This window comes from Streptomyces sp. 7-21 (genome assembly GCF_016741785.1).
In the GTDB taxonomy this organism is placed as follows: domain Bacteria; phylum Actinomycetota; class Actinomycetes; order Streptomycetales; family Streptomycetaceae; genus Streptomyces.
Genome location: NZ_JAERRL010000019.1, coordinates 36,873 through 58,008, shown reverse-complemented (window position 1 = coordinate 58,008; position 21,136 = coordinate 36,873). Strand labels below are relative to the sequence as shown.

The window sequence follows — 21,136 nt, the reverse complement described above, 5'->3', positions numbered from 1 at the left end:
CGCTCAGGCGTCCTCGACGAAGTGGTCGAACTCGTTGTTCTGCACGCCCAGGACGAACGCCTGCCACTTGGCGCGCGTGGTGGTGACGATCTTCTCCGGCTCGTCGGTCTGCCGGATGTGGATCAGGTCGCCTTCTCCGGCGGCGACTTCAAAGCAGTGCTCGTCGCTGCCGTCCTCCACCTCGGCCCTGATCCACTCCAGCTTCGCCGCCTGCTCCGGCGTGATCCGCGACATGCCCGGCTGCCCTGCCTTCCGCGTGCGCTCGGTCGTTGCGTCGGTCCCGGCGACCACCGTACCGGCGCGGCGGCTCAGCGGGGCTCGGAGCGCAGCAGCACGCGGGCCAGACCGGCCTGGGTGGTGACCAGGCCCCGGATGACGGGCTTCGCGGTGGCCAGCAGGACGGCGCCGGTCGCGGTGTGGAACAGGATGTCCAGGAAACGGGAGTCGTTGCCGGTGATCAGCTCGAACAGCCCGTTCACGTCACCCTCGGGCAGCGCCCACGACCACACGCCGTACAGCAGTTCCCCGGCGCCGCCGGCCAGCCACGCCACCGTGAGGCTGAACGTCACCACCCGCAGCGGGAACGCCAGGACGCTGTGCACCAGATCCCGCCACGCCTGCGCGTCCCGGAGCAGCGCCAGCGGGCCCGAGCCGGTGCGCGGCTCGCGCGGCGGCAGCGGGCGGCCGGTGACGTACGCCACCTGCGCGGCCTCGACGCGGGCGAGGTAGCGCGCCACCGACAGCGCCCACGCCAGCACGAAAAAGCCGATCCAGATCACCAGGGTGCTCACGCCGAGCGTGAACCCGGTGATGCCGAGCGTGAAGGCCGCGGTTCCCAGGGGCAGACCGGCCAGCAGGTAGCCCACCTCGCGGCCGAACTGCCCCGGGCGCCGGGCCGCCCGGCCCGCGCCTGCCGTCATCACCGCTGCCGTGGTGCCGCTGAGTGTCATCGTCTCCGCCATGCCGTCCATGGTCACGGCCCGGGCGGCGGCGGCCCATCCGTCTATCCGGCGTATCGGTGGTGGGGTTAACCCCCCACCGGCCGTTCAGTCACCCCCGGTGGTGGCCGGCGGGCTGGTCGCCGTGGCGCTGGTAACGGCAGCGTGGCGGCGCTGACGTATGCGTGCCGTGCTCTGGTCGATGCGAGACCGTGATGTTAGGACGGCGGGAAGCGGGCAGGCGAGGAGGGAAGGATCCGGGACAGCGAGGAGAAGGCAGGCGGGGCGATGGGCGGGGAATCTCCGGCGACGTGGCTGGTGCTGCTGCTGGCCGTGTCGGTGCTGGTGTCGCTGGTGCTGCGGGCGCCGCGCGTCGACCGGCGCCGCAGGAGCCGCGGCGCGGGCGGTGTCCTGACCAGTCTTGTCAGCGGCGGCCTGGGCGGCGGAAGCCGGGACTGACGGCGCCGGGGCGCGCACGGGGGAACACCCGGGGGAGACGGAGAGGCAGGCAAGGCCATGGTGCTTGTGATCGCTACGGTGCTGTTCGCCCTCCTTGTTCTGGTCGTGATGCTCGTCGTGATCGCGCGGGTGGCCAAGGCGCAGCTGGGAGGAGGACGCCGACGGGGCGCGGCCAACGGCGGCGGGGGTTACTTCTCGTACGCCGATGGCGGCGGTGACGGGGGCGGGAACTCCGACAGCGGCGGCGGAGACAGCGGTGGCTCCGACAGCGGTTCCGGCGGCGGCTCCGACGGCGGCGGGGGAGGCTTCGACGGCGGGGGAGACGCCGGCGGGGGCAGTTTCTAGTCAGGCCCGCCGGGAAGCGCCGTCCTCCTGACCCGTCCCGCAGGCCACCCCGCGCCGCGCGCCACCGCCGTCAGATCTGGTTCATACCGCCGTCGACGTACAGGTTCGCCCCCGTGACGAAGCTGCTCTGCCCGGAGGCGAGCCAGGCCACGGCGGCAGCGATCTCCTCTGGCCACCGGTGTAAGGCCAGCGCCGTGTGCGCCGCTAGTTGGCCGCCGCGACGGGCTGGCGGAGCACGGTTCTGAGCCGCTCGGGCGCGGTGCGACGGGGGTCGCTGAGGTAGACCTCGTGGTGGTGCCCGGTCGGCCGCAGACCCTCGGCGGGCAGGAACTCGTGGTGCAGCCGGGCGAGGCTGGGGCCCTCGTCGTCGTACGGCCCGACGTGCAGCCGCTGCGCGCACAGCCCTTCGTGCAGGGAGACGGGGCGGACGCCGTCGATCGCGGGGAGCTTCTTCTTGGCGAGCGCGGCCTGCCGGGATTCCTCGATCAGGTCACCGGTGATCCACTCGGGCACGCTGATGAGCATCCGCCAGTGCCACTCGTCCTTGGCGCGGTCGACGAATGCCTCCCACCGGTCGGCCCACCACAGCCCTTCCAGCGGCCCGACCACGAAGTCCCGTCCCAGCTCCCGCTTGCTGGTGAACTTGATCGTGTAGGCGACGGAGTACAGCGCCTCGACGACGCGGGCGTAGTCCTCGCTGGTGTTCGGGTCGCCGTGCCCGTCGGCGGCGAGGAACCGCTGGGCGGGGATCTCGACCAGCTGCCAGTCGGAGTTGGCCGGCGCGTAGCACTGCCGGAGGTCCCGCTTGATGTCGTACTTCGCGCCGGTGCTGGGCAACGCTTCCCCCGTATCTGTGGTGGTGGACCGGTGGTGTGTCAGCTGACGGCGACCCGGAACAGCCCGCCGCTGGCCGTGAGGACCAGCACCTCGCCGTCGTCGGTGCCGGGTATCACCGCACGCGACTGGGCGAGTTGGCCGTCGTCCAGCAGAGCCGGGTCGGCGACGAGGGTGACGTCCTCGCCGTTCAGCGGGACGCGCCACAGGCCGCCGTCGGTGGCCGAGGCCATCCAGAACGAGCGGGACGCGGGCGCGTAGGCCAGCCCGGCGGGCTCGGCTCCCGCGTCGGCCCAGTCGTACACCGGCTCCTGCTGCTCGGCGTAGTCCCCGCCGGGCGCGATGGCGTTCAGCTCGGTACCGTCCACGGCCCACAGCCGCTCGGCCCCGTCCCAGGCCAGGCCGCGCACGTCGGTGTGGCCCGAGGAGTAGACGTGCGAGCCGGGGAACGGGTTGTCCGCGGGCACCCCGCCGGAGCCCGGGTCGATCCGCAGGATCTTGCCCGCCAGCGACTCCGGGTCACTCGCCGCCGCGTCGCCCTGCCCGGCCTGGCCGGTCCCGGCGTAAAGCATCCCGTCCGGCCCGAACGCCAGCGCCCCGCCGTTGGCCGCGGCCCCGAGCGGGATGTCATCGACGAGGGTCGTCTCGGCACCGCCCCACGGGGACTGCCCGGGAGGCGGATCTGTCACATACCGGTAGCTGCTGACGCGGCTGGCAGTGCCGCCGGATACGAAGACGTAGACAATGATGACGCCGTCGCCTTCGGCTGCCGAGGGGCGGGCCGCCAGGCCAAGCAGTCCGCCCTCAGCATCCGGCAGCGTGCCCACTTCCGTGAGCTGTCCGTCTGCGGACAGAAGGTGAATCGTGCTGGTTCCGGCGTCGCCGACAAGGACGTCACCGCTGGGCAAGGCGGCAACACAGCATGGGGTGGTCAGTCCGTCGAGGCTCTCGGTCAGCGCCTCGGTCACCTCGGCCGAACCTTCCGCCTCGGCGGGCTCCGGCGGCTGGACCGGGGGCGGGGACTCCTCTGGCTCCGGGTCGTTCTCTTCCCACCAGTCAGAGCCCGGCTGCTCGTCGTCCGGGGACTCCTCTCGCCCGCCCGTGTGTCCGGCAGGGGCGACATTTTCGGCACGGTTGGCGGCGGGGCCGACCGTGCAACCGGCACCGATCGCTGCAAGCAGTACGGCGGCCACTGCGCCGCTCGCCGTCCGTCGCGCACGGCTGCCTCGGCGCATCGTTCGGTGCCTCTCCTCGCGTGTTCGTCGTCGACCGGGCTAGATGGCCATGCCGTAGACGATGGTGAACAGGGTGCCCAGAGACCCGATGATGAAGATGCCGGTCAAGCCCGCCACGATGAGCCCCTTGCCCTGTTCCGCGCTGAACGAGTCGCGCAGAGCGGTGGATCCGATGCGCTGCTTGGCAGCACCCCAGACAGCGATGCCCATGCAGATGAGGATGGCAAGAGCCATGATCACCTGGATCATGGTGCGGGCCTGGTCGCCCACAGCGGCGAACGGGCCCCAGTTGGGTGCGATCCCCCCAATGATGCGGTTGATGTCGTCCTCGTTCTGCTGCGCCAGCTGCGCCAGGAACATCACAACTCACCACCCAACTGCTCTGTCTGTTCCTCAGTCGGATTGTGCCACGCCCCACCGACAGAAGTGCGGTGTCAGTGCGAAAGGTTCAGGCCACCGGCCAGTGACTCCGCGCCAGCTCAAGAAGCCCGGCCAGACGAGCGGGACTGGTGGTGAGGACGGTGTCCGGCTTGTCTGACTCGCGGAGAGCGATCCGGTCGTCTGGAAGGTGCGCCAGTTCGAGACAGGCACTCCCCTCGCTGCTGTAGGAGGACTTCTGCCAGGCAGTGCGGTCGGACGGGGACATGGTCGGTGCCTCCTAGTCAGGTCTTGAACGGCGCACCAGTCCGGCGTCAGCGTGGCTCGTGCTGGCGCGCCAGCTTCAGGAGGGCTGCCAGCCGAGTGCGGCTGGTGCTGAGGATGATCCCCGGGTCATCTGACTCGCGAAGGGCAATCTGGTCGGCGGCGACGCGTGCCAGTTCGAGGCAGTTGTTTCCCGCACTGCTGTAGGAGGACTTCTGCCAGACGGTGCGGTCGGTGGGGCGCATAGTCATTGCCTCCTCATAGGGCCCTGGCGATACTGCGGATGAATTTCCGTGAGTCATCTGGATCGAGCGCGATCTGTTCGAAACGTCGCATCGACGTGCGGTAGTTGGCCAACTGGACGTCGGCGAAGAGCTGCACGGCCCCATGTTCGGTGTCCAGCTGCACGGTGTCTAGTTGCGGAACGGCTCCCTCTGCGTAGAGGACCGTCTGGCCTGAGCCCGGAAACGCTCCAGCAGCGAATGGCACAACCCGGACGGTGATGTTGTCGTGCTCAGACATGTCAGCCAGGTGGTTGAGCTGGTGCTTGGTGACCTCATTGCCGCCGAAAAGCATGCGGAGCGCCGCCTCATGGATGACGGCCTGGTACGGCTTGGGGTTGTCACCGAGGAAGATCTGCTGGCGCTTGATCCGGTGGGATGTCCGGTACTCAAGCAGTGGGGGTGGCAGCTCCGGGATGTGCTGATGGAAGACGCAGCGAGCGTAGTCGACTGTCTGCAGAAGCCCTGGCAGGTGCGAGACCTGCGTCGTCCGGATCGCCGTGGCGTGATACTCGAGTTCGGCGAGGTCGAGCATGTCGGCGGGAAGCACACCCCGGTACTCCTCCCACCAGTAGCGTCGGCGTCCTCTGGTCATGGCCGCCAGCGCATCGATGAGAGCTTTGTCCGCGCAGCCATAGTGGCTCGCGAACGTGCGCACGCGCTCCTCGCTCACTCCATAGCGCCCGCCCTCAATGGCGCTCAAACGTGACGGGGTGATGTTCAGCTGTCGGGCTGCCTCGGTAGACGAGAGTCCGGCACGTTCGCGGAGTTTCCGCAGTTCAGCGCCGAGCCGACGCTGTCTCGCTGTGGGCGTGCTCCGGGGCGGCACCGTTCCCTCCCTCTGCGCCAGAACGGGCGTTCGTAGGTAATCGCCCATTCGTTGCGTAGTCATATGACTGCGTTTCCTCCTACTGTGTGTGCCAAGTCAACCACCGTGCGTGGAGCGCTGTTCCTGCTGCCCCTCAAAGGAGGCCGTTGCCGTGCCTGTGATGACGATTCCGCCGCGACTCGATCCGTGTCTTCAGGACTGGGAGGTCAGCGCCCACCTGCACGCCGACGCGCACGCGCCGCGCCTGTGCCGCAGAGCGGTGACCGGGGTGGTGCGCGAGTACGGGGTGCCCGGCGTGGCGGAGGACGGCGCGCTGGTGGCGGGGGAGTTGATGACCAACGCCGTCCAGCACGGCCTCGGCCCCGTAGCGTTCCGGGTGGCCTGGTACGCCGTGCGGGCCCGGCTGCGGCTCACCGTGTGGGACGAGGGCAAGGGCCGCGCGCCGGTGCGGCCGCGGGAGCCCGGGCCCGACGCCGAGCACGGACGCGGCCTGCTCATCGTCTCGGCCCTGGCCGCCGACTGGGGCCAGTACTCCACGCCGAGCGGCGGCAAGGCCGTCTGGGCCGAACTGGCGCCGTGCGGCGACGGCTTCTGCTGACGGCGTGCCTGACGGGAGCCTGCGCAGCGGCGTCAGGCGGCTGTTCCTTCGGACCGGCGGCCAACCGGGGCGGCGTGCCCGCCTCTCCGCCCGCTGCCGGGGAGCCGCCGCAGGAGAGCACACCGGCGCCGCCCCCGTCGCCCGCGCCCGCGCGCGGTGCGGCCGTCGTCGCCGAGGTGATCGACGTCCGTGCCCCGGGTCCGGCCGAGCCGGGCGCGCTGGCCGCCGCCCCCGGCGGCGACGGCTTCCTGGCGGGGGCGCGGGACGGGACCGTGCTCCACGTCTCGGCGGCTGGCGAGACGCGCCACGTCGGCGTCGTCTGGGAGGTCTCGCTCGGGCCCGCGAACGCGCTGCTCGGCCTCGCGGCCCAGCCCGGCTGGCTGTACGCCAGTTACGTCACCGCCGCCTCCGGCCTGACCCTCGCGCGTCACTCCTGGGATGCCAGCGGGCTGGGGCACTACCCGCACACGTTCCTCACCGGCGTCCCGGCGGCGGGGGCCCGCCGCGGCGGCGCCCTGGCGTTCGGGCCGGACGGGCTGCTGTACGCCGGAACCGGCGACGCGGGCCAGCCCGCGCTGGCCCGTGACCCCGCCTCCCCGGCGGGCAAGGTGCTGCGGATGACGTCGCTGGGCCGGGTACCGGACGGCAATCCCGACCCGGGCTCGTTCCGCTACGCGGACGGGCACGGGGACGTGCGCGGGCTGGCGTGGGACGCCGCGGGCCGCCCGTGGGTGGCCGACGCCGGCACGGTCGCGGCGCCCGGCGGCGCGGCCTCGCCGCTGTGGTCCGGCGGCGAGCAGACCGGGCCCGGACTGGCATGCGCCGCCGGGGCGTTGTGGCTGCCGGGCGCCGGGAGCGGCCTGTGGCGGCTGCCGCTGGACGGCCGGGGCGGGCTGGTGGCTCCGCCGCAGCTTCACCTGGCCGGGCAGCTGGCCGGTGCGGTGGGCCTGGTCGCGGTGGCGGGCGAGCTGTGGGTGCTGGCGGGCGGGTGGCGGCTGACGCGGCTGCGGGTGCGGTGAGCGGCGGCCGGGCCCGGCCACCTCACGCGCGGCCGTCGGCGCCGCCACCTGGCGGGTCCGCTGGCGGCGCCCCCGCCAGCGCCGCCGACACCTCCGGGAAGGCGTGGTGCCCGGGGCCGTTGGCGGTGAGCCAGGCTTGCGCGTGACGGCGGGCGGCGGCGGCTTCCGTCCCGGTCAGCTCCGGCGTGCGCAGCAGCACGGCCAGCACCCAGCCCGCTGACGGCTGCTGGGCGCGGTCCGCCAGCCACGCCACCGTCCGCTGCACCAGGTCCCCCCGCCAGGGCGCCAGCGCCGGATTGCGCAGCAGCGTCGCCAGGACCAGGGCGATCGCCGACGTGTCCCACCGGCCAGCCAGCCAGTCACGTGCCAGCCCGGTGGCGCGCTTGGCCCGGGCCCCGGTGAGGTCGGGCTGGGCGAGGAGATGCCGCAGCAGCACGCCCCCCTGTGTCCCGCCGCCCAGGACCGGCAGCTGGTCCATGACGTGGTCGAGCAGGTCGCCGCGCCGCTCGGCGTCCGGCGGCAGGCCGTGGAGCAGGCCGATCAGCACGCCCCGTGCCACCTGCGCCGGGCTGACGCGGATGCCCGCCGTCTCGCCGTCGCCCAGCACCAGCGCGGTGAGCGCCGGGGCGTGCACGGCCCCCGGGCCGGGCTTGCGGCACACCGCGTGCAGCAGTTTCCGCGTCATCGGGTGCCGCGGGTTCGCCTCGAACCAGACCAGCGCGTCGCGGGTCACGGCCTCCCGCTGATCCAGCCCGAGGTCGTCGCGCGCCAGCAGCGCCATCATCACGTGGACCGCGCCCGGTTCCGGCGCGTGCCGCTGCGTCCAGGCGGCCGCGCCGTCGAGCAGCATGGCGGTGAGCGGCTGGCCCAGGTTCTGGTGGGCGAGCAGCGGCTGGAGCACGAACCGGGCGCTGTCCTCGTCGGCGTGCTTCGCCAGCCACAGCACGCTGCCGTTGACGACCTCTCCCGCCCGGTCCCCCAGCAGCGGCAGGTCGCGCAGGAGCCACCGCAGCAGGTAGCTCGCCCGGGGGTGGGTGGCGCGGCCCTGGAGCCACGCGAGGGAGCGGCGCACGCCCTCCTCGTGGCCGGGCGACCGCTGCAAGACCGGGTCCAGCAGGTGGGTGGCGTTCTCATCGCCGGGGTGCGCGTCCAGCCACTGGCACGCCAGGTCCACGGCGTCCGAGCGGTGCGCCTCGGTCCGCGCGGCCTGGAGCACGACCGTCAGCAGGGTGGCGTCCGGCTCCGGGCCGAACAGCCGCTGCCAGTCCAGCGCGCGGTCGATGATCTCGTTGATCAGGTCCCGCGGCAGGTCGGTGCGGGTCAGCAGCGCCCGCATCAGGTACTGGTCGCGCTCGGCCAGCGGCTCCTTCTTCAGCTCCTGCCACGCCTCGGTGGCGAACGGCTCGATCGCCGTCAGCGGCACGTTCGGGCGCAGCAGCAGCGCGCTGAGCACGAAGTCGCGGGTGGGGGCGCTGGAGCGCTCATTCAGCCAGTCGCGGGCGTAACTGACCGCCCGCGCCTCCTCCCGCTGCGACAGCCGGGGCTGGACCAGCAGGGGACGCAGCACGAACGAGGCCTCCGGGCAGGTCTTGTGCTGGTGCAGCCAGGCCAGGGCCAGGCCGATGGCGCGGTCGCGCTGCGGTGCGGCCAGGCCGGGGCGGCGCAGCAGCCGCCGCAGCACGAAGCTGGCGTCGAGGCTGGGGATGTGGCGGCCGACCCAGGTCAGGGCGTCCCCGATGACGCCGTCGGCGCGCTCGCCCAGGTCGTCGCGGGTGAGCAGGGCCTCGATCTCGACGGAGAGCGCCGCCCGGCCGGTGTGGTCGCCCACCCAGTCCGCCGCCTGTTTCACCGCCTGCCGCGCGGCCTTGGGCGGCAGGTCGCCGCGCATCAGCAGGGCGCCGGAGAGGTAGACGGCGCGGTTGTCGCTCCGGCGGCGCGCGAGCCACGCCAGCGCCCGGTCGGCGAGCCAGGCGGCGGTTCCAGCGTCCTCGCCGTCCTCGCCGCCGATGCCGTCGGCGCGCAGCAGAGACAGCAGCAGGTCGCCGGCGGCGGTGTGGTCCTCGGGCAGGCCGCGCAGGCAGTCCAGCGCGCTGGCGAGCAGCCGCGCGGGCAGCGGGCCCGTGGCCGCGCGGACGGTCGTGGACAGCTCGCCCGGCAGCTCGTCCGGGCGTTCCCGGCGGACGCGCTCCAGCCACGGCTCGACCAGCTCGTCCCACAGCTCAAGCGTGCCCGCCTGCCACGGCTGGTTCGCCAGCAGCCGGGAGACCAGCGGCGAGACCTGGTCCAGCTCGCCGCGCAGCAGCCCGGCGACGTGCGCGGCGTTGGCCCGCAGCCAGCGGGCGCAGGACTCGGCGGTCTCCCGCTGCCACTCCTCGGACTGGTCGGCGGACCAGCGCGTCAGGTGCCGCACCGCCCGGGCCAGGGAGGTGGCGCTCCCCGCCGCCGCGTCGAGCAGCTCGGTCAGTGTGCCGCCCCGCACGGTCGTCTGGTCCGGGACCAGGGCGGTGCCCAGCAGGTCGTCCACGACGATGTCGTGGACCGTGTCGACGCTGTCGCCGGACGTCACCAGCCAGCCGAGCCGGCACAGGTGCGTCACCACGCCCGGCCCGTCGTGGGCGAACTCCCGGTCGCCGCGCGCCGCCAGCGCCCGGCTCACGGCCTCGCCGACCGCCTGGCGGTCCTGCTCGCAGGCGAGCATCGCCGTCACGGAGGCCAGCAGCCAGGTGTGGGGCCGCGACGGGCCCGCGCCGAGGTCGGCGCTGGTCGGCAGCCCGAAGTCGGCGGCCAGCCGCCGCCGCAGCCACCGCATCAGCTCGCCGGGCCGCAGCTCCGACAGGTCCGGCGTGCGCCGGCCCGCCTCCACCTGCTGCTCCAGCACGCGGGCCAGCAGCAGCGCGAAGACCGGGCGTTCGCTGCACACCTCGATCAGCCGCGGATCGCCCCACGCCTTGCGGGCGCCGGGGGCGACGGTCTCGAAGATGCGCCGGGCGATGTCGGCGCGGTGCTCGCGGTCCTGCTCCCGGTGGGCCGGATCGTCCCTGCCGAGGTCGGCCACCCGGAACAGGTGGCCCAGCGCGTTCTCGTCGAACCGGGCCCGGGCGCCCGGCCGCGCCGAGGCCAGCAGCGCGATCCGGCAGCCGGGGTCGTGCGCCTGGAGCTGCTCGTCGAGGTCCCGCAGGTGCAGGCCGGTGTAGCTGTCCAGGTAGTCGAGCACCAGCAGGACGCGGCGGGCACCGCGGCTGGCACCGTCGCGGGAGGGCTGCCGGTCCGCCTGCGCCAGCGCCGCCGTGACGAGGTCCCGCGCCGAGACGCCCGAGCCGGGGACGAGGTGCAGCACGAGCCAGCCGGCGCGGTCGGCCCGCGAGGCGACCTCGAAGCAGGTGCGGGTCTTGCCCGCGCCGGCCACGCCGATCACCAGCACGCCGCGCCCGCTGCCGGCGCCGGTGCCGCGGGCCAGCTGGCTCAGCAGCCGGTCCGGCGCCGCCTCGTGGCCGGGGCGGGGGCTGACGAACGGCAGCCGGTCGTCGGTGAGGTACCGCTCCTCGCTCCGCAGGCGCCGCAGCGTCTCGGCGTGCGTGCGCAGGTACGGCGGTGGCGGCGGCGCGGGCGCGTGGACGTGGACGTCGCCGTCGCGCCACCGGGTCCGCAGGTGCGGCAGCTGGCCGTCGCCGCTGCGGGCCATCGCGGCCCGGGCGCGTGCGAACGCTGCGCGCAGCGGCGGCGGCCAGGCCGGCTCGGCGCCCAGCTCGGGCAGGAAGACGGAGGTGAACAGGCCCGCGCGGCTCTCGCCGAGGTTGGCCGCGGCGGCGCCGTCCTGGGTGGCGCAGACGCACTCCACCAGGCCGGGGGCCGCCGCCCTGGCCAGGACGCGGCCGAGCCGGCGCACCGGCAGCGCGGCGGCGCCGCCGAAACGGGTGCGGCAGGCGTCGATGACGCAGATCTTCCGGGCCAGGCCCGCGTACCGGGCGTCCTCGGCGAACGCGGCCTCCAGGTCGGCGGCGTCGAGGTTGGCGGGGGCGCCGCCGCCGGAGTCGGCGTAAAACAGCCGCTGGTGGCCCTCGTGGTCCAGCAGGCCGTGCCCGCTCCAGGCGAACCACAGCAGGTCGCCCCGGGCGGCGGGGAGTTCCTCGGTGAGCACCCGCCACACCTCGTGCTCGGTGGCCTCGCGCGGCGTCAGGCCCAGCCGGGCGGCGGCCGCCGCCACCTCGTCACGGGAGGCGGGGCCGGGGGAGACCAGCAGCCGGATGCGGTCGGCGGGCACGCCGCGTTCCCGCAGCCAGGCGGCGTAGCGGCAGGCGTCCAGGGCGGGGCCGTCGAGCGGCGCCAGCGCGGCGTCGCCGTAGGTGTCGACGCCGACGAGCACCGCGTGCGTGCGCTCCGGGTCGGCCCGGTCCGCCGCCTCACCTGTCGCGTCCGCCGCCGTGCCGTCCGCCGTCACCCGCGCCCTCGCAGCAGGTCGGCGAGCAGGGCGTGCACCGGCGGGTGCGTGAAGTAGCCGCTGTGCGCGGCCAGCAGCGGTTTGCCCGAGGTCACGTCCACGTCGTCGGCGCGGCCGGGGAAGACCGGTCCGGCGAGGAACGCCAGCGGGTCGCGCCGGTCGTACAGGTTGGTCCAGGGCGGGAAGTACAGCGGCAGCGGCTCGCCCGCGGCCAGGCTCGGCAGGGCGTCCACGGCGTAGAGCTGCGGCGCCTGCGAGCCCATCGTCACCAGCCGGGCCACGCCCGGCAGCGGGCGGCTCGCCAGCAGGTCGACCGCCGCGATGCCGCCGAGGCTGTGCGCGAGCAGCACCACCGGGCCCTCCTCGGCGGCCACGGTGGCCACCCGCTCGGCGATGAACTCCCGCAGCCCCTGCCCGCGCACCAGGTACCGCAGCACGTCCCCGAGCTGCGGCGCCGCCCCGTCCAGCCAGCCGGCGCGCCGCTTCTCCAGCACCCGCACCAGGCCCAGCTTGTCGGCCAGCAGCAGGCCCGCGCCGGCCAGGCCCCGGTCCTGTGCCCCCAGCGCCTGCGTCAGCAGCCGCACCGCCTCGTCGCGCTGCCCGACGTCCCACAGCACGGGGTCGCCCGCGGCCTCGGCGTCGGACAGCAGCCGCGCGACGGCCGCGACGGCCAGCGCCCGCGCGGTGTCGGCGCCGGACGCCGGGCCGTCGAGCGCGGCCTTGCACGCGGGGGAGCCGAGCACGGCGGAGAGCGCGGCGGTGAACGCCTCCTCGCGCCCGTCCGCCGCCAGCAGCGCGGCCAGTTCGGGCGGCGGCCCGGCCAGCACGGCCCTGGCGCGGCGGGCGACCTCCGCGCCGGAGCGGTCGCCCAGCACTAACCGGCCGTCATCGTCGGCGAGTTCACCCAGCAGCCGCAGCGGGGCCAGCGGGTCTGTGTACAGCACGTTCCACAGCAGCGGGGCTTCGTCTTCCGGGTCCTCCGGGGCCTCCGGCCGGGCCGCGGGCGGCGGTTCGGCGGTCCGGGCGCGGGGGCGCCGCACGGGCGGGACGGCCGCCGTGGCGGCCCCGGCCGGCGCGCCGTGGGCGTCGCCCCAGTAGCAGTCGTGGACGCGGGCCCCGGGCAGCAGCGCGCCGACGCCCTCGCGCAGCAGCGCGAGCGTCCGGTCGTACGCGGGCCTGCGCACTCCCGTGCCGTGCACGAACACCAGGGCGGCCATGGCTTCCCCCCGGGGCCTGAGTGGGCGTCGACAACAGCGTCCCAACATACTTGCCGTCAGCACCGACCGCGAGACACCTGCGCGGACAGCTCGCTGACGGTACGTCAGCCAACGGCACGTGCGGCACAGTAGTGTCATGCGGCGGATCCTGCTCGTGGTGTGCGCTGGCTTCGGGGCGATGCTGTGCTTCGTGGCACTGCTCGTCGTCGGCGTGTACAGCGCGGCGGCCGGGCTGTTCGGCAGCGGCGCCCCCGGCACCACCGGCGACGGCCGCCTCGCCCGCAACACGGTGCCCGCCGAGTACGCCGCGCTCATCGAGGAGTGGGGCAACTACTGCCCGACGCTCTCCCCGGCGCTGCTGGCCGCCCAGCTGAACCAGGAGAGCGGCTTCCAGCCGAACGTGCAGAGCCACGCCGCCGCCCAGGGCATCGCCCAGTTCATCCCCAGCACGTGGGCGGTGCACGGCTTCGACGCCAACGGCGACGGCCAGGCCAACGTCTGGGACCCGGAGGACGCCATCCCGTCCGCCGCGCGGTACGACTGCACCCTGGCCCGGTACGTCGAGGACGTCCCCGGCGACCCGGTGGACAACATGCTGGCCGCCTACAACGCCGGTGCCTACGCCGTGATCCGGTACGGCGGCGTCCCGCCCTACGCGGAGACGCAGAACTACGTGCGCGTCATCCGCGAGGCCGAGGCCAGCTTCGCCGCCCTGGAGACGGACGAGGACGGCCAGGAGGCGCGCCTGGACCCCTCGCGGGCGGCGGCGGGCGCCGTCAACTTCGCGCAGGACCAGCTGGGCACCCCCTACCGCTGGGGCGGCGAGGGCGGGCCCGAGGACAACGGCGAGTTCGACTGCTCCGGGCTGACGCAGGCCGCGTACGCCTCGGTCGGCATCGACCTGCCGCGCGTCGCCAATGACCAGTGGAACGCCGGGCCCCACCCCGGCCGCGACGAACTCCTCCCCGGCGACCTGGTGTTCTTCGCGCACGACCTGACCGACCCGCGCAGCATCTACCACGTCGGCATCTACGTCGGCGGCGGCTACATGATCGACGCGCCCTACACCGGCGCCGTCGTCCGCTTCGACCCCATCGACTCCGCCGACTACTACGGCGCCACCCGCCCCACGGGCTGAGCGGCACCAAACGGCCCGCACCGATGAGTTCCGCGCGCGGCGCGGGTCTACCCGGGTATGGCGAACCCGAATACGCACCCGACCGCGGATGCGAACACGACCACGCACACGCTCCGCACCGCCGGCGCCGACCTGGTGTACGACGTGCAGGGCCCGCTGCCCGCCGCCGGCGGCCGCCCGCCGCTGCTGATGATCGGGCAGCCCATGGACGCCAGCGGATTCCGCACCCTGGCCGGGCTGTTCCCCGAGCGGACCGTCGTCACTTACGACCCGCGGGGGCTCGGCCGCAGCACGCGCCGGGACGGCCGCACCGACCACGACCCGGTGACCCAGGCCGGTGACGTGCACGCGCTGATCGAGGCGCTCGGCGCCGGGCCGGTCGAGATGTTCGCCAGCAGCGGCGGCGCCGTGACCGCGCTCGCCCTGGTGGCGGCGCACCCTGGCGACGTGTCCGTGCTCGTGGCGCACGAGCCGCCGCTGCTGCCGCTGCTCCCCGATGCCGGGGCCGCCGCGCGCGCCGAGGCCGCCGTGCGGGAGACCTACCAGGCCAAGGGCTTCGGCCACGGCATGGCCGCGTTCTTGGCCATGTCCTCCTGGCAGGGCGAGTTCACCAGCGCGTACTTCGACCAGCCCGCGCCGGACCCGGCGGCGTTCGGCCTGCCCGCCGAGGACGACGGCAGCCGCGACGACCCGCTGCTGGCCGCCTCCGCGAAGGTCACCGCCTACCGGCCGGACGCGGCGGCGCTGACCGCCGCGCCGACACGGATCGTCATCGCCGTGGGCGAGGAGACCGGCAGCGTCCTGACCGGGCGCGCCGCCGAGGCCACGGCCCGGCTGCTGGGCCAGCGGGCGGCGGTGTTCCCCAGCCACCACGGCGGCTTCCTCGGCCCGGAGTCCGGCTTCCCCGGCCAGCCCGAGGCGTTCGCCCGCCGGCTCCGCGAGGTCCTCGACGGCGCCTGAGCGGACCGTTGCCGTTATGCCGTCGCCGCCCGGAGGTGGTCGCGCAGCCGCCGGGCGACCTGGCCCATGAGGGCCTCGGCGCCCGGCTGGCTGCTGGCCGCCACCCGCGACTCGGTCAGCACGGCGACGGCGTAGGCGCGCCCGTCGGCGTGCTCGACGACCCCGGCCTCGTGCCGCAGGTTCAGCAGGGTGCCGGTCTTGGACCACCACAGCGAAGAGTCGGAGGCGAAGTCCGGGGCCAGGCGGTGGCGCAGCAGGTTCGCCGCCATCAGCGAGCGCAGCCGCGCCGCCACGTCCGCGTGGACGGGCGACGGCAGGCCGCGGGCGGGCGCCCAGATCGCTTGCAGCAGGCCGGCGAACGCGCGCGCGGTGCCGGTGTTGGCGCGCGAGACGTCGAGCTGCGGAATCCGGTGGCCGTGCCCGGCGGTGGCCGCGTCGATGGCGAGGGCCTGGGCGAGATGCGTGCCGTCGCCGCCCAGCCTCTCCGCCGGGGTATCCATCAGTTCCGCCATGGTGTGGCGCACCGTCAGCCCGCGCAGTCCGGCCTGCCGCAGCTCGGCCGCGACCTGGCGCGGCGGGGTGAGGCGGAACAGCGCGTCGGCCGCCACGCTGTCGCTGACGCACACGCTCAGGTACACCAGGTCCTCGACGGCGATGCGCGCCGGGTGACGGAACCGCCCCAGGCCCGTCGGCCCCGGCGTCGTCACCTGCCCCGGCTCCACCTCTATCCCGGCGGCGCCGTCGATCTCGCCCCGCCGGATGCGGTCCAGCGTCACCAGCGCCAGCGGGATCTTCACCAGCGAGGCTACGGGCAGTTCGAGATCCGGGTCGATGCCGATCTCGTCACCGGTCTCCAGGTCCCGCACCAGGAAGGAGCCATGGAGCCCGCCGTCGCGCAGCTCCCGGCGCAGCCCGGCGACCAGCCGGTCGGCGTTCACGCCGCGGCCTCCGTTCCGGCGCCCAGGCAGCGGGCGAGCCACCGCTCGCACTCCCGCCCCACGCGCGTGGCCTCGGCGTCCGCCTCGTCGGCCACGACCAGGTCGTAGCCCCGCGCCAGGCCGGCCTCCAGCTCGCCCACCGGCCGCCAGTGCAGCCGCAGTCCGGCGGCCTGCGCGGGCGAGCACAGCAGCACGTCGTCGTGGCTGAGCACGGCCGCCGCCGCGGCGGCCACGGTGCCGGCGACGGCGAGCTGCGCCGGGCGCAGCCCGACCGCGTCCCGCAGCCGCGTCAGCGGGTCGCGGACGTGCGGCACGTCGTCCTCCTGTTGCAGCCATACCCGCCGGGGCGGCCGGTCGCGGTCGGCGCGGCTGGGGCGCAGGGTGTCCAGGTAGAGGGGCCCGCCGCCGGGGTCGGCCGCGACCGCCAGGCCCAGCGGCACGCGCCATGCCGCGTCGGACGGCGGCACGGCCAGCAGCGCCGCCCGCACCTGCCCGGTCCGCACCAGGCGGGCGCGCTCCTCCGGGCCGGCCGGGCGCGGGTCGAGCACGACGCCGTGGCGCTGGGCCCCGGCGATGAGGCGGGCCAGGGCATCCGCCGGGCAGGTGGCGGGGACGGCAAGCCGCAGCGGCCGGTCCAGCGCGGCCTGGGCCTCGTGCTCCAGCCGGTCGGCGGCCCGCACCAGCTCCCTGGCCAGCGGCAGCAGGTCGCGGCCGAACGGCGTCAGCGTCGCCGCACGCGAGGAGCGGTCCAGCAGCCGGTCGCCCAGGTGCCGTTCCAGCGCGGCGATGCGGCGGCTGGCGACGGGCTGCGCCACCCGCGCCGCCGCCGCGCCGACTGTGAAGCTGCCGCGCTCGCTGACGTGCACGAATGCCCGGCAGGCCGCCACCAGATCCATGGGCTCACTATGCCAAAAGTGCATGAGTGTGCACGGGGGTGTCTTGGCGGCGGCTGCCCGGGGCCGGAAGGCTGGGCCCGGCAAGGGTGTGGTGACCGGGAAGCGCAGCGGATCGGAGGAACCGATGACACGTCCCGCAGGGAGACGGAACAACGCCCGCATCGCCGGGCTCCTCGCGCTCGTCGTCATCGTCGTGGCGGCGGCCGTGGTGTGGGCCGTGCGCCGGGACGACGGCGACGGCCGGGCCGAGGAGGCGGCGGGCGAGGCCCGCCGGTTCCTCGACGCCTGGGCGGCGGGGGAGCTGGAGCGCGCCGCCTCGCTGACCGACGACCCGGAGGCGGCGCAGTCGCTGCTGGAGTCCGTGACCACCAACATGCACCCCGAGAGCGTCGAGTTCGCCCCCGCCGGCCGGGCCGAGGAGCCCGGCGAGGAGGCGCCGGAGGACGCCCTGGCCGTGCCGTTCACCGCCACGTTCACCCTCCAGGGCATAGGGGAGTGGTCGTACGACTCGACGGCCCTGATGGTGCCCGGCGGTGACGGCTGGCGCGTCGCCTGGGAGTCGGCGCTGGTCCACCCCCAGCTCGCCGAGGGCCAGACGCTGGTGCTCACCGTCGACGCGCCGGAGCGCGCCCCCATCCTCGCCGCCGACGGCAGCGAGCTGGCGGGCCCCGCGACCGTATACGACATCAGCATCTGGCCCGAGCGGCTGACCGATCCGGAGGCGGCCTGGGAGGCGCTGGACGGACTGGACGCCGGCATCGACACCGAGGCGCTCGCCGAGCGGGTGGAGCAGGCCGCGCCGGACCAGGCCGTGGCCGTGGTGACGCTGCGGGAGGAGGACTACCGGGAGCACGAGGCCGAGCTGACCGCCGTGCCGGGAATCCAGTCGGCGCAGGGCACCCGCACCCTGCCGCACGCCGCGCGGCCGGTCACGGGCACCGTCGACCCGGACACCGGCGAGGGCGTCTCCGGGCTCCAGGAGCGCTACGAGGAGCAGCTGGCGGGCACCGCCACCGCGGCCGTGGTGATCGCCGACCGCGAGTCGGGCGACGCGGTGGAGACGCTGCACGAGCGGGAGGGCGGCGAGCCGGGCACCCCGGTGGAGACCACGATCGATCCCGAGGTGCAGCGGGCCGCCGAAGCGGCGCTGGCGGAGGCGGGACGCGAGGGGGCGATCGCCGCCATCGAGCCGTCCACCGGCAACGTGCTGGCCGCCGCGGACTGGCCCGCGGACGGCTTCAACCGGTCCCTGCTGGGGCAGCTGGCGCCCGGCTCGACGTTCAAGGTGGTCACCGCGGCGGCCCTGCTGGAGAGCGGCGCGACGCCCGACGAGGTGCTCGGCTGCCCCCGGACCGTCACTGTCGGCGGCCAGTCCTTCGAGAACCAGGACGAGTTCGAGCTCGGCCCGGACACCACGCTGCGGGAGGCGATAGCCGCGTCCTGCAACACCGCGCTCATCGGCAACCTCGACCGGTTCGAGGCCGACAGCCTCAGCCGCACCGCCGAGGCGTTCGGCATCGGCGCCGAGTGGACCGTCGGCGCCGCCACGTTCGACGGCAGCGTGCCCGTGGCGGAGAGCGACAACGAGCTGGCGGCCTCCCTGATCGGCCAGGGCCGGATCCAGACCAGCCCGCTGGTGATGGCCTCGGTCGCCGCGACGGTCGCCGACGGCACGTTCCACCAGCCCTTGCTGGTGCCCGGCGCCGTCGACGAGCCGCACCAGGCCGCGTCCAGCCTCAGCCCGGAGACCATCGAGGGCCTGCGGTCGATGATGCGGGAAACCGTGACGGACGGTTCGGCCTCCGCCCTGGCGGGCCTCCCCGGTCAGCCGCACGGTAAGACCGGCACCGCCGAGTTCGAGAACGGCGAGGGCGAACTGTCCACCCACGCCTGGATGATCGGATTCCTCGGCGAGGGCGACCTGGCCTTCGCCGTGGTGCTGGAGGACGGCGGCTCCGGCGGCAGCGACGCGGGCCCGGTCGCCGCCGACTTCCTGTCCCGCCTGTGACGCGGCGGCAGGCGGGGCACGGCGGCGGACGGCGCGCGGGCGCGTCCCGGCCGCGCGCCGTCCGCTGACGGACCGTGACCGGTCCGGCCGCGTGCCCTCAGCGGTTGACGATCTTGTGGCGGATGTACATGGAGAGCAGGGTTACGATCACGATGATCCCGAGGGCGATGGCGAACTTCACGTCACTGGTCCTTGCGTTGTCGTGCGATGGCCGCTGCGAGAGTACCCGCATGTGCCGCTGGCAGGCGCAGGACGAGTGAGGGGTCAGTTGCTGTTCCATAACGCTGTGGTCATCGCCGGTCGCCCCGGGGCACTCCTGGAGACGGACATGGCGTTACCTGTACCGGAACAGGGGCTCCTTGAGCCCGCCAGCCCCGGCGGGCTTCCCCCCCACACACCGAAGGGGCCGCAACGGTCATGGTTGGGATTGACGACCGCGATATGGACGTGGAGATCCTCCGCGATGTCAACGGGCTGGCTGCCCGGATGCCCGGGTGGGCGCGTGACGTCGTGGCATTCACCGGGGAGTACCTGCTCCCCTTGTCGCTGATCGCGCTGGTGGCGGTCGCCTGGCTCGTCGTCCGGCGGCGCCCCGGGAACGTGACGGCCGTGGCCCAGGTGCTCTGGGCGCTGCCCGCCGCGGCGCTGGCGTACCTGGTGAACGCGCCGATCCGTGACTTCGTGGCCCGGCCGCGCCCGGCGATCGGGCGGCCGGAGCTGGACCTGACGGTGCTCCTCGACAAGGACGGCTACTCGTTCGTCAGCGACCACGCCAGCTGCGCCATGGCCATCGCCGTCGCCCTGTTCCTGGTGCACCGCTGGCTGGGCGCGCTGGCCTGCGCGGCCGCGCTGCTGACCGGGTTCGGCAGGCTGCTGATCGGTGTCCACTACCCGTCGGACGTCATCGGCGGGTACGCGCTCGGCGCCGCCGTGGCGCTGCTGCTGGCGCCGCTGGCGATGGCCACGCTCACGCCGCTGGTGCGCCGGGCGGCGGGGACGCGCTGGCTGGGCTGGCTCGTCCCGGCCAGCGCCGAAGCGGCCGGGGAGGCGGGGGACGCCGAGGAGAAGCGGGCGGACCACCCGGGCAGCCAGGCGGGCCGGGAGGGCGCCTCCGGCCAGCAGGACCGGCCGGCGCCGCTGGCCCGCGACGTCGCCGTGTGACGGAGCCGCGCCGCGGCGCCCGGCTTCAGCCGGCCAGCGACTGAAGGTGAGCGGCGGCCTCCGACCGCGCCAGCGGCCGGGACCGCCGCGCCGGGCCGTACCAGCCGCAGCTGCACGCGGGAGCCAGGAACGGCCCGCGCTCACGCAGGGTGATCTGGTGTGACGGCGGCGACGGCGGCTGTGCGCCCGCCGCCCCGGAACCCTCGTTCTCCGTGCGCTCGTGCACCCCACCACCGTATCGGGCCATGCGGAGCAGCGGCCCGTGACGGCCCCTTACAGGTCTCGTTAGGCGCTACGGGTCCGACGGGTTCTTCACAGCACGGGGGTACCGGCAGGCATGGCGAGCGGGCGGCGGCGCGGCACGCGCACACGCGTCACGGTCTCGGCGGGCTGCGCGGGACTGCTCGCCGTGCTGGCCCTGCTCTGCGGCTGTTCCCGCACCGACGCCGCCGCCGAAGGCCGGCAGCAGACACCTGTCGAGGTGCTGCGGCGGGCGCCGGACGCGCTCGCCGTCGCGGGCAGCTCGGCCGTCCGCACGGCCATGGAGATGGACTCCGGCGGCACGCGCATCACCGTCACCGGTGAGGGCGGCTTCGACTACGTGACCGGCATGGGTGAGCTGATGCTGACGCTGCCCGTGCGCCAGGAGGAGGACACCGGCCTGCCGGTCACCGAGGTCTTCGCGCCGGGTGAGCTGTACATGAAGAACCGGGGGGCGGGCGTGCCCCCCGACAAGTGGGTCCGCATCGACGTGACGACGGTCGCCGACGGCAACCTCGTGACCGGCGGCGCCACCGACCCGCTGCTGGCGGCGGAGCTGCTGCGCGGGGTGACCAGCGCCAGCGAGGTGAACCGGGAGGAGATGAACGGCAAGCCCGTGACGCACTTCCGTGGCGTCACGGACCTCGGGGCCGCGGCCCGGGCGGCCTCCGGCGCGGTGGCCGAGCAGCTGCGCGCGGCGGTGGCGGGCGACCGCTTCCCGGACCCGGAGGTCGAGTTCGACGCGTACGTGGACGAGGACGGGCTGCTGCGCCGGGTCAGCCATCACTTCGGCTTCGCGGGACAGCTCTCGGGCGGTGACGAGGCGCTGGTCCAGGTGGCCTCGACCGTGGACCTGTACGCGTTCGGCCGGCCGGTCGACGTCGAGCTCCCGGGGGATGACGAGGTGTACGCGGGCAGGGTGGCCTGACCGTACGCCCG

The 21,136-nt window shown here is 74.6% G+C and carries 24 protein-coding genes; 9 read left to right on the top strand and 15 right to left on the bottom strand.

Translation table 11 applies throughout. The features are described from left to right. Positions 1 to 3: 3 nt before the first annotated feature. Both JK356_RS20165 and JK356_RS20160 read right to left on the bottom strand, forming a co-directional pair. Entirely contained in the window at positions 4 to 234 is a 231-nt protein-coding gene (locus tag JK356_RS20165; protein ID WP_201870096.1) for a DUF397 domain-containing protein, read from the bottom strand. 74 nt (positions 235 to 308) lie between these two features. Continuing rightward, positions 309 to 962, bottom strand: coding sequence for a sensor domain-containing protein (locus JK356_RS20160; protein WP_236671640.1), 654 nt, complete (start codon positions 960 to 962; stop codon positions 309 to 311). A gap of 264 nt (positions 963 to 1,226) precedes the next feature. Here JK356_RS20160 and JK356_RS20155 point away from each other — a divergent pair, with 264 nt between their 5' ends. Together JK356_RS20155 and JK356_RS20150 are read left to right on the top strand one after the other, a co-directional pair. Beyond that, positions 1,227 to 1,397 carry a hypothetical protein gene (locus JK356_RS20155; protein WP_201870095.1) on the top strand — a complete coding sequence of 57 codons (171 nt, stop codon included), beginning with the start codon at positions 1,227 to 1,229 and terminating at the stop codon, positions 1,395 to 1,397. Between the two features lie 57 nt (positions 1,398 to 1,454). After that, positions 1,455 to 1,742, top strand: a complete 288-nt coding sequence (locus tag JK356_RS20150) for a hypothetical protein (protein WP_201870094.1) — start codon at positions 1,455 to 1,457, stop codon at positions 1,740 to 1,742. Positions 1,743 to 1,812: 70 nt separating this feature from the next. On the opposite strand, the gene JK356_RS20145 is transcribed toward JK356_RS20150, so the two are convergent. The 7 genes from JK356_RS20145 to JK356_RS20115 all read right to left on the bottom strand — a co-directional run bounded on the left by JK356_RS20145 (position 1,813) and on the right by JK356_RS20115 (position 5,611). Further along, positions 1,813 to 1,932 carry an SDR family oxidoreductase gene (locus JK356_RS20145; protein WP_374100690.1) on the bottom strand — a complete coding sequence of 40 codons (120 nt, stop codon included), beginning with the start codon at positions 1,930 to 1,932 and terminating at the stop codon, positions 1,813 to 1,815. A 14-nt stretch (positions 1,933 to 1,946) separates the two neighbouring features. Then, positions 1,947 to 2,579 carry a GyrI-like domain-containing protein gene (locus JK356_RS20140; RefSeq protein WP_201870093.1) on the bottom strand — a complete coding sequence of 211 codons (633 nt, stop codon included), beginning with the start codon at positions 2,577 to 2,579 and terminating at the stop codon, positions 1,947 to 1,949. 38 nt (positions 2,580 to 2,617) lie between these two features. After that, on the bottom strand, positions 2,618 to 3,544 hold the full coding sequence (locus JK356_RS20135) for a sorbosone dehydrogenase family protein (RefSeq protein ID WP_201870092.1): 927 nt from the start codon (positions 3,542 to 3,544) through the stop codon (positions 2,618 to 2,620). Positions 3,545 to 3,850: 306 nt separating this feature from the next. Further along, positions 3,851 to 4,171, bottom strand: coding sequence for a hypothetical protein (locus tag JK356_RS20130; protein ID WP_201870091.1), 321 nt, complete (start codon positions 4,169 to 4,171; stop codon positions 3,851 to 3,853). A gap of 88 nt (positions 4,172 to 4,259) precedes the next feature. Beyond that, positions 4,260 to 4,457 (bottom strand): DUF397 domain-containing protein, encoded by a 198-nt coding sequence (locus JK356_RS20125; RefSeq protein ID WP_201870090.1) that lies wholly within the window; start codon positions 4,455 to 4,457, stop codon positions 4,260 to 4,262. A gap of 46 nt (positions 4,458 to 4,503) precedes the next feature. Continuing rightward, positions 4,504 to 4,698, bottom strand: coding sequence for a DUF397 domain-containing protein (locus tag JK356_RS20120; RefSeq protein WP_307815788.1), 195 nt, complete (start codon positions 4,696 to 4,698; stop codon positions 4,504 to 4,506). 13 nt (positions 4,699 to 4,711) lie between these two features. Further along, the gene (locus JK356_RS20115) at positions 4,712 to 5,611 is read right to left on the bottom strand and encodes a helix-turn-helix transcriptional regulator (protein WP_201870131.1); all 900 of its coding nucleotides are present in this window, start codon (positions 5,609 to 5,611) and stop codon (positions 4,712 to 4,714) included. A 112-nt stretch (positions 5,612 to 5,723) separates the two neighbouring features. Here JK356_RS20115 and JK356_RS20110 point away from each other — a divergent pair, with 112 nt between their 5' ends. Next, on the top strand, positions 5,724 to 6,161 hold the full coding sequence (locus JK356_RS20110) for an ATP-binding protein (RefSeq protein ID WP_236671651.1): 438 nt from the start codon (positions 5,724 to 5,726) through the stop codon (positions 6,159 to 6,161). 74 nt (positions 6,162 to 6,235) lie between these two features. Continuing rightward, positions 6,236 to 7,180, top strand: a complete 945-nt coding sequence (locus JK356_RS20105) for a sorbosone dehydrogenase family protein (protein ID WP_201870087.1) — start codon at positions 6,236 to 6,238, stop codon at positions 7,178 to 7,180. Positions 7,181 to 7,202: 22 nt separating this feature from the next. Here the strand turns inward: JK356_RS20105 and JK356_RS20100 are convergent, their stop codons facing one another. Together JK356_RS20100 and JK356_RS20095 are read right to left on the bottom strand one after the other, a co-directional pair. After that, positions 7,203 to 11,618 (bottom strand): ATP-binding protein, encoded by a 4,416-nt coding sequence (locus JK356_RS20100; protein WP_201870086.1) that lies wholly within the window; start codon positions 11,616 to 11,618, stop codon positions 7,203 to 7,205. Next, positions 11,615 to 12,835, bottom strand: a complete 1,221-nt coding sequence (locus tag JK356_RS20095; RefSeq protein WP_201870085.1) for a hypothetical protein — start codon at positions 12,833 to 12,835, stop codon at positions 11,615 to 11,617. The genes JK356_RS20100 and JK356_RS20095 overlap by 4 nt, the downstream gene beginning before the upstream one ends. Positions 12,836 to 12,971: 136 nt before the next feature. Between JK356_RS20095 and JK356_RS20090 the strand changes: the two genes are divergently transcribed. Together JK356_RS20090 and JK356_RS20085 are read left to right on the top strand one after the other, a co-directional pair. After that, positions 12,972 to 13,973 (top strand): bifunctional lytic transglycosylase/C40 family peptidase, encoded by a 1,002-nt coding sequence (locus tag JK356_RS20090; protein ID WP_201870084.1) that lies wholly within the window; start codon positions 12,972 to 12,974, stop codon positions 13,971 to 13,973. A 57-nt stretch (positions 13,974 to 14,030) separates the two neighbouring features. Continuing rightward, positions 14,031 to 14,933, top strand: a complete 903-nt coding sequence (locus JK356_RS20085) for an alpha/beta fold hydrolase (protein WP_201870083.1) — start codon at positions 14,031 to 14,033, stop codon at positions 14,931 to 14,933. A gap of 14 nt (positions 14,934 to 14,947) precedes the next feature. Here JK356_RS20085 and JK356_RS20080 read toward each other — a convergent pair whose 3' ends face one another. Together JK356_RS20080 and JK356_RS20075 are read right to left on the bottom strand one after the other, a co-directional pair. Continuing rightward, positions 14,948 to 15,871, bottom strand: a complete 924-nt coding sequence (locus JK356_RS20080) for a serine hydrolase (RefSeq protein ID WP_201870082.1) — start codon at positions 15,869 to 15,871, stop codon at positions 14,948 to 14,950. Beyond that, complete coding sequence (locus JK356_RS20075; RefSeq protein WP_201870081.1) at positions 15,868 to 16,767, bottom strand: LysR family transcriptional regulator; 900 nt, start codon at positions 16,765 to 16,767, stop codon at positions 15,868 to 15,870. Before JK356_RS20075 ends, JK356_RS20080 begins: the two co-directional genes overlap by 4 nt. A 124-nt stretch (positions 16,768 to 16,891) precedes the next feature. Between JK356_RS20075 and JK356_RS20070 the strand changes: the two genes are divergently transcribed. Continuing rightward, on the top strand, positions 16,892 to 18,775 hold the full coding sequence (locus JK356_RS20070; RefSeq protein WP_201870080.1) for a penicillin-binding transpeptidase domain-containing protein: 1,884 nt from the start codon (positions 16,892 to 16,894) through the stop codon (positions 18,773 to 18,775). A 97-nt stretch (positions 18,776 to 18,872) separates the two neighbouring features. On the opposite strand, the gene JK356_RS20065 is transcribed toward JK356_RS20070, so the two are convergent. After that, positions 18,873 to 19,055, bottom strand: coding sequence for a hypothetical protein (locus JK356_RS20065; RefSeq protein WP_201870079.1), 183 nt, complete (start codon positions 19,053 to 19,055; stop codon positions 18,873 to 18,875). A 137-nt stretch (positions 19,056 to 19,192) separates the two neighbouring features. Here JK356_RS20065 and JK356_RS20060 point away from each other — a divergent pair, with 137 nt between their 5' ends. After that, positions 19,193 to 19,936 carry a phosphatase PAP2 family protein gene (locus JK356_RS20060; protein WP_201870078.1) on the top strand — a complete coding sequence of 248 codons (744 nt, stop codon included), beginning with the start codon at positions 19,193 to 19,195 and terminating at the stop codon, positions 19,934 to 19,936. A 25-nt stretch (positions 19,937 to 19,961) separates the two neighbouring features. Here JK356_RS20060 and JK356_RS20055 read toward each other — a convergent pair whose 3' ends face one another. After that, complete coding sequence (locus JK356_RS20055) at positions 19,962 to 20,162, bottom strand: hypothetical protein (RefSeq protein WP_201870136.1); 201 nt, start codon at positions 20,160 to 20,162, stop codon at positions 19,962 to 19,964. Positions 20,163 to 20,273: 111 nt separating this feature from the next. Between JK356_RS20055 and JK356_RS20050 the strand changes: the two genes are divergently transcribed. Then, the gene (locus tag JK356_RS20050; protein ID WP_201870077.1) at positions 20,274 to 21,125 is read left to right on the top strand and encodes a hypothetical protein; all 852 of its coding nucleotides are present in this window, start codon (positions 20,274 to 20,276) and stop codon (positions 21,123 to 21,125) included. Positions 21,126 to 21,136: the final 11 nt, after the last annotated feature.

Excerpts from the sequence above, each read along its gene's own strand:
- JK356_RS20090 (WP_201870084.1), top strand. The coding sequence starts at position 12,972 with ATGCGGCGGATCCTGCTCGTGGTGTGCGCTGGCTTCGGGGCGATGCTG.
- JK356_RS20065 (WP_201870079.1), bottom strand. The coding sequence starts at position 19,055 with ATGGAACAGCAACTGACCCCTCACTCGTCCTGCGCCTGCCAGCGGCAC.
- JK356_RS20150 (WP_201870094.1), top strand. The coding sequence starts at position 1,455 with ATGGTGCTTGTGATCGCTACGGTGCTGTTCGCCCTCCTTGTTCTGGTC.
- JK356_RS20120 (WP_307815788.1), bottom strand. The coding sequence starts at position 4,698 with ATGCGCCCCACCGACCGCACCGTCTGGCAGAAGTCCTCCTACAGCAGT.
- JK356_RS20155 (WP_201870095.1), top strand. The coding sequence starts at position 1,227 with ATGGGCGGGGAATCTCCGGCGACGTGGCTGGTGCTGCTGCTGGCCGTG.
- JK356_RS20075 (WP_201870081.1), bottom strand. The coding sequence starts at position 16,767 with ATGGATCTGGTGGCGGCCTGCCGGGCATTCGTGCACGTCAGCGAGCGC.
- JK356_RS20160 (WP_236671640.1), bottom strand. The coding sequence starts at position 962 with ATGGCGGAGACGATGACACTCAGCGGCACCACGGCAGCGGTGATGACG.
- JK356_RS20060 (WP_201870078.1), top strand. The coding sequence starts at position 19,193 with ATGGTTGGGATTGACGACCGCGATATGGACGTGGAGATCCTCCGCGAT.
- JK356_RS20110 (WP_236671651.1), top strand. The coding sequence starts at position 5,724 with ATGACGATTCCGCCGCGACTCGATCCGTGTCTTCAGGACTGGGAGGTC.
- JK356_RS20125 (WP_201870090.1), bottom strand. The coding sequence starts at position 4,457 with ATGTCCCCGTCCGACCGCACTGCCTGGCAGAAGTCCTCCTACAGCAGC.
- JK356_RS20070 (WP_201870080.1), top strand. The coding sequence starts at position 16,892 with ATGACACGTCCCGCAGGGAGACGGAACAACGCCCGCATCGCCGGGCTC.
- JK356_RS20095 (WP_201870085.1), bottom strand. The coding sequence starts at position 12,835 with ATGGCCGCCCTGGTGTTCGTGCACGGCACGGGAGTGCGCAGGCCCGCG.
- JK356_RS20165 (WP_201870096.1), bottom strand. The coding sequence starts at position 234 with ATGTCGCGGATCACGCCGGAGCAGGCGGCGAAGCTGGAGTGGATCAGG.
- JK356_RS20050 (WP_201870077.1), top strand. The coding sequence starts at position 20,274 with ATGGCGAGCGGGCGGCGGCGCGGCACGCGCACACGCGTCACGGTCTCG.
- JK356_RS20115 (WP_201870131.1), bottom strand. The coding sequence starts at position 5,611 with ATGGGCGATTACCTACGAACGCCCGTTCTGGCGCAGAGGGAGGGAACG.
- JK356_RS20130 (WP_201870091.1), bottom strand. The coding sequence starts at position 4,171 with ATGTTCCTGGCGCAGCTGGCGCAGCAGAACGAGGACGACATCAACCGC.
- JK356_RS20085 (WP_201870083.1), top strand. The coding sequence starts at position 14,031 with ATGGCGAACCCGAATACGCACCCGACCGCGGATGCGAACACGACCACG.